Source organism: Mesorhizobium sp. M7A.F.Ca.CA.004.06.1.1, assembly GCF_003999135.1.
GTDB lineage: Bacteria > Pseudomonadota > Alphaproteobacteria > Rhizobiales > Rhizobiaceae > Mesorhizobium.
Window position 1 is genome coordinate 1 of record NZ_RZPQ01000188.1, and the last position, 8,652, is coordinate 8,652.

8 protein-coding genes are annotated in these 8,652 nt (G+C 62.0%); 4 read left to right on the plus strand and 4 right to left on the minus strand.

The genetic code is table 11. The annotated features are described in order from the left end of the window. The 3 genes from EN906_RS13790 to EN906_RS13800 all read right to left on the minus strand — a co-directional run. Positions 1-875, minus strand: an 875-nt coding sequence (locus tag EN906_RS13790) for a polyamine ABC transporter substrate-binding protein (RefSeq protein WP_164777167.1), incomplete at its 3' end; no start/stop codon positions are given. A gap of 340 nt (positions 876-1,215) precedes the next feature. Next, positions 1,216-2,166 (minus strand): DMT family transporter, encoded by a 951-nt coding sequence (locus EN906_RS13795; RefSeq protein WP_127268368.1) that lies wholly within the window; start codon positions 2,164-2,166, stop codon positions 1,216-1,218. Between the two features lie 150 nt (positions 2,167-2,316). After that, on the minus strand, positions 2,317-3,759 hold the full coding sequence (locus EN906_RS13800) for an XRE family transcriptional regulator (RefSeq protein WP_127268367.1): 1,443 nt from the start codon (positions 3,757-3,759) through the stop codon (positions 2,317-2,319). A gap of 227 nt (positions 3,760-3,986) precedes the next feature. Between EN906_RS13800 and aceA the strand changes: the two genes are divergently transcribed. From aceA to EN906_RS13815, 3 genes are all read left to right on the plus strand, one after another. Then, positions 3,987-5,276 (plus strand): isocitrate lyase, encoded by a 1,290-nt coding sequence (aceA, locus tag EN906_RS13805; RefSeq protein ID WP_127268366.1) that lies wholly within the window; start codon positions 3,987-3,989, stop codon positions 5,274-5,276. A gap of 53 nt (positions 5,277-5,329) precedes the next feature. Further along, positions 5,330-5,572 carry a hypothetical protein gene (locus EN906_RS13810; RefSeq protein ID WP_127268365.1) on the plus strand — a complete coding sequence of 81 codons (243 nt, stop codon included), beginning with the start codon at positions 5,330-5,332 and terminating at the stop codon, positions 5,570-5,572. A 278-nt stretch (positions 5,573-5,850) separates the two neighbouring features. Beyond that, positions 5,851-6,255, plus strand: coding sequence for a response regulator (locus EN906_RS13815; protein WP_236383383.1), 405 nt, complete (start codon positions 5,851-5,853; stop codon positions 6,253-6,255). Between the two features lie 66 nt (positions 6,256-6,321). Here EN906_RS13815 and EN906_RS13820 read toward each other — a convergent pair whose 3' ends face one another. Beyond that, a complete protein-coding gene (locus EN906_RS13820; protein WP_127272725.1) occupies positions 6,322-7,038 on the minus strand; it encodes an HAD family hydrolase in 717 nt (238 codons plus the stop codon). A gap of 164 nt (positions 7,039-7,202) precedes the next feature. Between EN906_RS13820 and EN906_RS13825 the strand changes: the two genes are divergently transcribed. After that, positions 7,203-8,639 (plus strand): glutamine synthetase family protein, encoded by a 1,437-nt coding sequence (locus tag EN906_RS13825; protein ID WP_164749124.1) that lies wholly within the window; start codon positions 7,203-7,205, stop codon positions 8,637-8,639. Positions 8,640-8,652 lie beyond the last annotated feature (13 nt).

An 8,652-nucleotide genomic window follows, 5' to 3' on the forward strand; every position in this document is an offset into this window, starting at 1 on the left:
TGGATGAACTCGGGCGCCTCCGCCACATGCGGCGCGTCGGCGGGGATTGCCATCTGGTCGAACCACATCTGCGCGCCCTCCTTCGGCACGGAATAGCCGATTTCGACGCCCTGCTTGGCCTCGACCGCGCGGTTGCGGGCCTGGAACACGTCACCCGACCAGCCGACCGCCAGGCAGATATCACCGTTGGCGAGCGCGTTGATGTATTCGGAGGAATGGAACTTCCTGATGTAAGGCCGCACCTTGAGCAAGGTCTCCTCGGCCTTGGCGATATCATCGGGTGACGTGCTGTTCGGGTCGAGGTTGAGATATTTCAACGCCGCCGGGATGATATCTGCCGGCGAGTCCAGCACGTAGACGCCGCAGTCCTTCAATTTGGCCAGGCTATCGGGATTGAAGAAGACGTCCCAGCTGTCGATCTTGTCAGTGCCAAGCGCCGCCTGCACCTTCTTGATGTTGTAGCCGATGCCAACCGTGCCCCACATGTAGTTGACCGAGTATTCGTTGCCGGGGTCATATTTGGCGGTTCGCTCGGTAACCGTGTCCCACATGTTGGAAATGTTGGGCAGTTTCGACTTGTCGAGCTTCTGGAACACGCCGGCCTGGATCTGGCGCGCAAGGAAATTGCCGCTGGGCACGACGACGTCATAGCCGCTGCCGCCGGCAAGCAGCTTGGTCTCAAGGATTTCGTTGGAATCGAAGGTGTCATAGACGACCTTGATGCCGGTTTCCTTGGTGAAATCGTCGATGATCGAACTGTCGATATAGTCCGACCAGTTGAAGACGTTGACGACACGATCCGCGGCGTGACCGCCGACGGTGAACAATGTCAGGAATGCCGAGGTTGCCGAAAGCCAGAGCGCTTTGCGGATCATGCTATTCTCCTTTGATGAGTGTTCCTTCACCGGCTCGTCGCGATATCAGCGCGACCGGCATTTTCTTCAGACTATTGAGCTTTCCAAGGGGCGACAAGCGCGAACTGCCGAGACCATGCAGGCGGTTCGATGAGATGGCTGGATGCCCCTGAGGCGGCCTGGGAGGCGTGCCAATACCGTCATAGGCTTTCGCCGTGGCGCGGGCAGAGATACGACGATATGGTCCGGTCCCGATCGGACCGGCTGGGAGACTTGGCAAGATACGCCTGTCTTGTTGTTGCCGTATTCCCAGCCTGCCCGTGCTGCAGCGACGTTGTCAATGGCAAAGCTGCAGGCCGCTTCAATTAGGCGACGGCACCCCGGTGACCCCTGCGCGTTCGGGCCGTGCCTGGCGCTTGAATTCGAGCCCGATATGGACGAGCAGCGCCGTGACCACCACCGCGCCACCGATGATGGTGCGCCCCGACGGCACCTCGGAATGGATGAGCCAGACCCATATCGGGCCGAGGATCGGCTCGAACGTGCCGAGCAGAGCCGCGATGGCCGCCGGGATCAACCGTGCGCCGGTGGCGAAGAAGGCGAGACCGAGGCCGAGATTGACCACGCCGAAGGCAAACAGAAAGCCCATGTCGCTGACTGACACGGTGAAGGTCGATGCCTGCGAGACGGCAAAGCCGGCCGCGAGCATGGTGCCGAGGCACGTCGCCGGCGTCATGCGCACGCCGGAAAACCGCCGGGTGATGACGGTGGCGACCGAGAACATGACCGCGATCAACAGCGCCAGCCCATCGCCTATGGGCGAGACGGCGCCATCCAGCGATTCCGACACCATGATGGCGACGCCGGTGATGACGGCGGCGATTGCCACCCAGGTGGCGACACCGACCCTTTCGCGAAACAACGCCCAGGCAAACAGCGCCGCCAGCAACGGCACGCCTGCCTGCATCAAAAGGATGTTGGCGACGGTGGTGTAGGCCAGCGCCACGACGAAGGCGGTCGATGCGGTGGCAAAGCAGATCCCGACGGCAAGGCCGGGCAGACCCATGTCGTGGAACAGCTTCAACGTGCCACGCCAGCCGTCACGCCAGACCATGAAGCAGACCAGGAAGGCGGCTGCCCAGACGGATCGCCAGAAAATGACCGTCCAGCTGTCACCGACAGTGATGAAGCGGGCGATGGTGCCGCCGAAGCTCCACATCAGCGCCGACAGGAAGACCAAAAGCATGCCGACGCGCTCCTCGCGCGGCGAGACGGCTGGCGATGCGACGATCGGCGATGCGGTATCGATCATGAGCGCGACTGTCGGGCTTTTGTGGACGGGACGATGCGCAAGGGACGACAAAAAGATGCTCTGTTCGCGTAACGCAAAGGCGCAGGCCGGAACTGAGCCAGCGGCCGGCGACAATTATGGCACCTTGCCCCCATTTCAGAGGACACGGCGTTACTGGAAATCGAAGGCACTCAGGCCCGTCACCATCTCGTCAAGGCCGAGCGGGCGCGTCACCGGCGGCTCGGCCCGCGCCAGGCAGCCGACGCGTTCGCAAAGCCGGCAGGCAGGCCCGACCGGCGTCGCCGCAATACTGCCGGCCTTTGCGGTGATTGCCGCACCGGGCAATGCCGCGCCATAGACGATCTCGTCCCGAAAGCCGATGTCGCAACCGAGCAGCAGCGCGGTGCGGCGCGGACGTTCCGAGAATGCGCCTTGCGGCCCTTCCAGTGTGCGGGCGATGCACAGGAACTCGGCGCCGTCGGGCATTTCCACTGCCTCGACGAAGACCTGGCCGGGTTGGGTGAAGGCAACATGCACGGGCAGCTTGGGACAGCCGCCGCCAAAGCGGCTTTGTGGAAAGCCCTGGCTGCCGGCCTTGCGGAAGCGGTTGCCTGCATTGTCGACCTCCAGCATGAAGAACGGCACCCCCGAGGCACCCTGCCGCTGCAGCATGGTCAGCCGGTTGGCTGCCTGTTCGAAGGAGACGCCGAAGCGCGAACGCAGGACATCGATGTCATAGCGGGCGCGCACGGCAGCCGCGTGAAAGGCCTGATAGGGCATCATCAGCGCATGCGCCGCATAACGGCCAAGTTCGAAGCGGGCCAGGCGGCGCGCCTCGTCGGTGCTCAGCTTGAGCGCCTGGATCTCGCCGGCGACCGCGACCGTCATGCGGATCAGGCAGGCCTCCATCGCGACTTCGCGCAACTGGTCGAACGGCGACAGGCGTTCGGACAGGAACAGGCGCTGCGAATGACGATCATAACGGCGGCGCCAGTTCGGCATGGTGGCGACCGGCAGCACCTTGACCACGATGCCATATTCGCGCTTCAGCCAGGCCTTCAGCGCGCCGAACAGATCGTCGCCGGGATCGAGCACCGAGGTGAACGCCGCGGCCTCCCCCTCGAGGGCAGCGAAATGGTTCGGCCGGCGCTCGAAAATCTCGTGCACCTCGTCGATCGGCAGGCGGGCGCCGGAAAGCGCCGTCGCCCGACCTTCGCGCGCCAATAGCTCGTTTAGGTCGGACAGGCGCTCGGCCTGCTCGCGATAGGCGCGGAACAGTTTTATCACCGCCGCGGACGCGTTGGGCGCGGCCTCGGCAAGCTCGATCAGTTCCTGATCTCCCGGCAACTCGCCGACCAGCAGGGGATCGGTGAACACTTCCTTCAAGGCAGCGACCGACCCCCTCGCCTCGCCCTGCAGCTCGTGCGGATCGACCTTGTAGACGGAGGCCAGTCTGAGGATCAGCTGCACCGTCAGCGGCCGCTGGTTGCGCTCGATCAGATTGAGATAGGAGGGCGAAATGCCAAGACCCTCGGCCATCGCCGTCTGCGTCAGGCCCTTGGCGTTGCGGATGCGGCGGATGCGCGGCCCGGCGAAAATCTTCTGGTCAGCCACGGACTGTCCTTTACAGCATTTACACGAATTTCTGGGCTCGGTCCTTTTACAATAATGACAAATTTACAACGCACCTCTGTCAAACGCAACACAGGTTTTCTCTTATATTCCGTCGGTTTCCCTGATTTTTGTGGCTGATGTCGCGCAGAAATGTAAATCCAGTCATAACCCAACGACCCCAAATTCTTGAAGCCTTGACACAGTTCAGCAATTCCTCGGAGTGACCAATGACTGATTTTTACAACCTCGTGCCATCGGCCCCGGAAGGTCGTTTCGACGGTATCGAACGGCCCTACTCCGCGGCGGATGTGAAGCGTCTGCGCGGTTCGGTGCAGATCCGTCAGAGCCTCGCCGAAATGGGTGCCAACCGGCTGTGGAAGCTCATCCATGAGGAGGACTTCGTCAACGCGCTCGGTGCCATGTCCGGCAATCAGGCGATGCAGCAGGTGCGCGCCGGGCTGAAAGCGATCTACCTGTCGGGCTGGCAGGTTGCCGCCGACGCCAACACGGCTGGCGCGATGTATCCGGACCAGTCGCTCTATCCGGCCAATGCAGCGCCCGAACTGGTCAAGCGCATCAACCGGACGCTGCAGCGCGCCGACCAGATCGAAACGTCCGAAGGCAACGGGCTTTCGGTCGAGACATGGTTCGCGCCAATCGTCGCCGACGCGGAAGCCGGTTTCGGCGGACCGCTCAACGCCTTCGAAATCATGAAGGCCTTCATCGAGGCGGGCGCCGCCGGCGTCCATTATGAGGACCAGTTGGCGTCGGAAAAGAAATGCGGCCATCTCGGCGGCAAGGTGCTGATCCCGACCGCGGCGCACATCCGCAACCTCAACGCCGCGCGCCTGGCGGCGGACGTGATGGGCACGCCGACCCTGGTCGTCGCGCGCACCGATGCGGAAGCCGCCAAGCTGCTCACCTCCGACATCGACGAACGCGACCAGCCTTTCGTCGACTACGACGCCGGCCGCACGGTGGAAGGCTTCTACCATGTCAGGAACGGCATCGAGCCCTGCATCGCCCGCGCCATTGCCTATGCGCCTTACGCGGATCTGATCTGGTGCGAGACCTCGAAGCCGGACCTGACGCAGGCCAGGAAATTCGCCGAGGGCGTGCGCAAGCATCATCCCGACAAGCTGCTCGCCTACAATTGCTCGCCCTCGTTCAACTGGAAGAAGAACCTCGACGACGCGACGATCGCCAGGTTCCAGAAGGAGCTCGGCGCCATGGGCTACAAGTTCCAGTTCATCACGCTCGCCGGCTTTCACCAGCTCAACTACGGCATGTTCGAACTGGCGCGCGGCTACAAGGCGCGGCAGATGGCGGCCTATTCCGAGTTGCAGGAAGCGGAGTTCGCGGCCGAGGCCGATGGCTACACCGCGACCAAACATCAGCGCGAAGTCGGCACCGGTTATTTCGACGCCGTGTCGATGGCGATCACCGGTGGCCAGTCATCGACCACCGCCATGCATGAATCGACAGAGCACGCGCAGTTCAAACCGGCCGCCGAATAGCGAACAGAAGAACTCAGAGGAAACGCCCAACAGGGCTTGGAAGGAGAAGACCAATGGCATCGATAAGCCGTGTCAAGGAACGCGCCGAGGAACAGTCGACGACGATGAACGTCGACCAGCAGGCGACGATCCGCATGCTGGCCAACGACCTGCACCGCCTCAACCAGTCGGTGATGAAGGCGGTCGAGGCGGGCGTCTCGGTGGAGCTCGTGCGCTCGGCACGACATCATGGCGGCGACGGCAACTGGGGCGATCTGCTGATCCCGGTGATCGTCACACAGCAGCGCCACGGCTGACCGGAATCCATGCAACCGGCCCTTCACCTGCGCAGCCCCTGCGCAGGTGAATTTTCTTTTTATGAAACGCACTTGTGGACAGTTGAGTACAGTAGCGTTGCTTGAAATTCACTGCTCCGGCGATGATTTCAGGCACTTTTATTTCAACTTGACATAGGCTCCGATCTCACGCCAATTGCGCTCCGGATTCAACTCTGCATTGAAATAGGGGCGAGCTTCTTGGCCGACTTGTGTGCCCGGTGAATGGCGAAGGCGAGACTCCAAGACATCCGAATCCGGTGACCCGCGGTTCAACCACCGAGGCGGTCCGCGATCCGTCGCAGGTGCTTGTCGTCGGCAAATCGCCAATCAATCGCGTGGTGATTTCAAAGATCGTCGAGCGATCCGGGCTCAAGCCGATTTCCGAATCTCCCGACACGGCGGCAAGGATCTTGCGGTCGCTCATTCCCGGCGCGGTTGTCCTTGACGGCGGCGCCGACAACAAGGACTGCGACAATCTGATGTCCAGCATCGACGCGTTGCGCCGCGCCTCGGGCAAATCGCTGCCACCAGTAATCCTGCTGTCAACCAAGAATGGCACCAGGGAAAGTCTGGGCCTGTCTGGTATCATCGACGTGGTGGTCGCCAAGCCGATCACGCCCGAACGGTTGCAACCGGTGATCGATCGCCTGATTGGCCGCTAGAGCAGCCAGAAAAAGTGCGCGGAGTTTCCGTCCGGGAATCAGAAAACAAACAGCTGGATCCTGTGATCAACCTGCATTCACGATGCTTTCGATCAGTCCGGGCAGTTGTCCGAGATCGGATATCTGGCGGTATCTCGTTTCAGCCACCGGCGCCTCGACATGCTCCAGCACCCAGGTCAGTTCATGCGGCACGTGGACGCCCCAACCGCCGGCCTCGATGGCCGGTACCACATCCGACTTCAGCGAGTTGCCGACCATCATGCTCTTCGCGGCACCATCGCCGTGGCGGCTGAAGATCCTGCTATAGGTGGCAGCATTCTTGTCACTGACGATCTCGACCGCGTCGAACAGATCGCCAAGGCCAGAGCCAGCCAGCTTGCGCTCCTGATCGAAGAGGTCGCCCTTGGTGATCAGCACGAGGCGGAATGCGCCGGCAAGCTTTTCGACCGTCTCGCGGGCATGCGGCAAGGCCTCGATCGGATGGTTCAGCATTTCGCGGCCGGCATCGAGAATCTCCGCTATGACCGAGGCCGGTACGCGGCCTTGCGTGACCTCGATCGCCGTCTCGATCATCGACAGGGTAAATCCCTTGATGCCGAAGCCATAGACGGCGAGGTTGCGCCTTTCGGCCTCCAGCAATCGTGCCGAGATGTGCTCCGCTTCGCCATGGTCGACGAGCATGGCGGCAAAGCGCTTTTCCGTCAGCCGGAAGAACTGCTCGTTCTGCCACAGCGTGTCGTCGGCATCGAATCCGATCGTTGTCAGTTTGCCGTTGGGCCGCATTCAATTTCTCGATTAAGATTTGGGGGCCTCGATTGAAGTGGGACGGCCGAAACTAAGCCGATTGGCGTGATTTTCAACCGCGCCGGCCAATGCCCGACGCGGCTCCCCTTCCCTTCCATAGGAGGGCACGGCTATACTCCACAATCCGCAACCCAATCTGGTGAATGATGCCGCCTGCAAAAAAGGAAGTCCGTCCGTCGAGCCGCGGAGGACGCGCCCGCACGCCTGCCTTCGTGAAAAACCAACGAGGCGTCAAGAACTGGAAGGAAGTCAGCGCCTGGCTGGAGTGGCGCGGCATCGAGGACATCGAGTGCATCACGCCCGATCAGGCAGGCGTTGCGCGTGGCAAGATGATGCCATCGAAGAAATTCACCTCCAACACCTCGCTGGCGCTGCCGTCGGCAGTCTTCATGACGACGATTTCCGGCGGCTACCCCGAGGATGGCAACGGCTTCCATTACCCGGAAGATGACGGCGACCTCAAGCTCATGCCCGACCTGTCGACGCTGACGGTGGTGCCTTGGGAAGAAGACCCGACGGCCGCGGTCATCTGCGACCTCGTCCACCAGGACGGACGCTCGGTCGAGTTCACGCCGCGCAATGTGTTGAAACGTGTGGTGGCCGCCTATGACAAGCTCGGCCTGAAGCCAGTGGTGGCGCCCGAGATCGAGTTCTACCTGGTGCGCAAGAATCCCGATCCGGACTATCCGCTGACCCCGCCGGTCGGCCGGTCGGGACGCGCGATCGGTGGCGGCGCCGGCTATTCGATCGCCGGCGTCAACGAATTCGACGAACTGATCGACGACATCTACCATTTCTCCGAAAGCCAGGGCCTGGAGATCGATACGCTGATCCACGAGGAGGGCGCCGGGCAGTTGGAGATCAACCTGCGCCACGGCGACCCGATCGAACTGGCCGACCAGGTGTTCATGTTCAAGCGCACCATTCGCGAGGCAGCACTCAAGCACGAGATCTATGCCACCTTCATGGCCAAACCGATCCAGGGGCAACCCGGCTCCGCCATGCACATCCATCAGTCGATCATCGACAAGAAGACCGGACGGAACATCTTTTCGGCCGCTGACGGCTCGGAAACCGACGACTTTTTCCACTTCATCGGCGGCATGCAGAAGCATGTGCCGAACGCACTTGTGATGTTCGCGCCCTATGTCAATTCTTACCGCCGGCTGACGCAGGCGGCGTCGGCGCCGGTCAACAACAAATGGGGCTATGACAACCGCACCACGGCGTTTCGTGTGCCGCGCTCGGATCCCGCGGCGCGGCGCGTCGAAAACCGCATCCCGTCCTCCGATGCCAACCCCTATCTGGCGCTGGCGGCATCGCTTGCCTGCGGGCTGATCGGCATCACCAACAAGATCAAGGCCGAGCCTCCCGTCCTGACCACCGCCAATGCCGACGAAATCGACCTGCCGCGTGGCCTGCTCGAAGCCGTCGACCTGTTCGAGGGCGACGAGGAACTCTGCGCGCATCTGGGCAAGTCCTTCGCCGCCACCTATGCGGCGATCAAGCGGGCGGAGTTCGAGACCTTCATGGAAGTGATCAGCCCGTGGGAGCGGGAGTATTTGTTGCTGAATGTTTAGGGGAGTAGGGGAG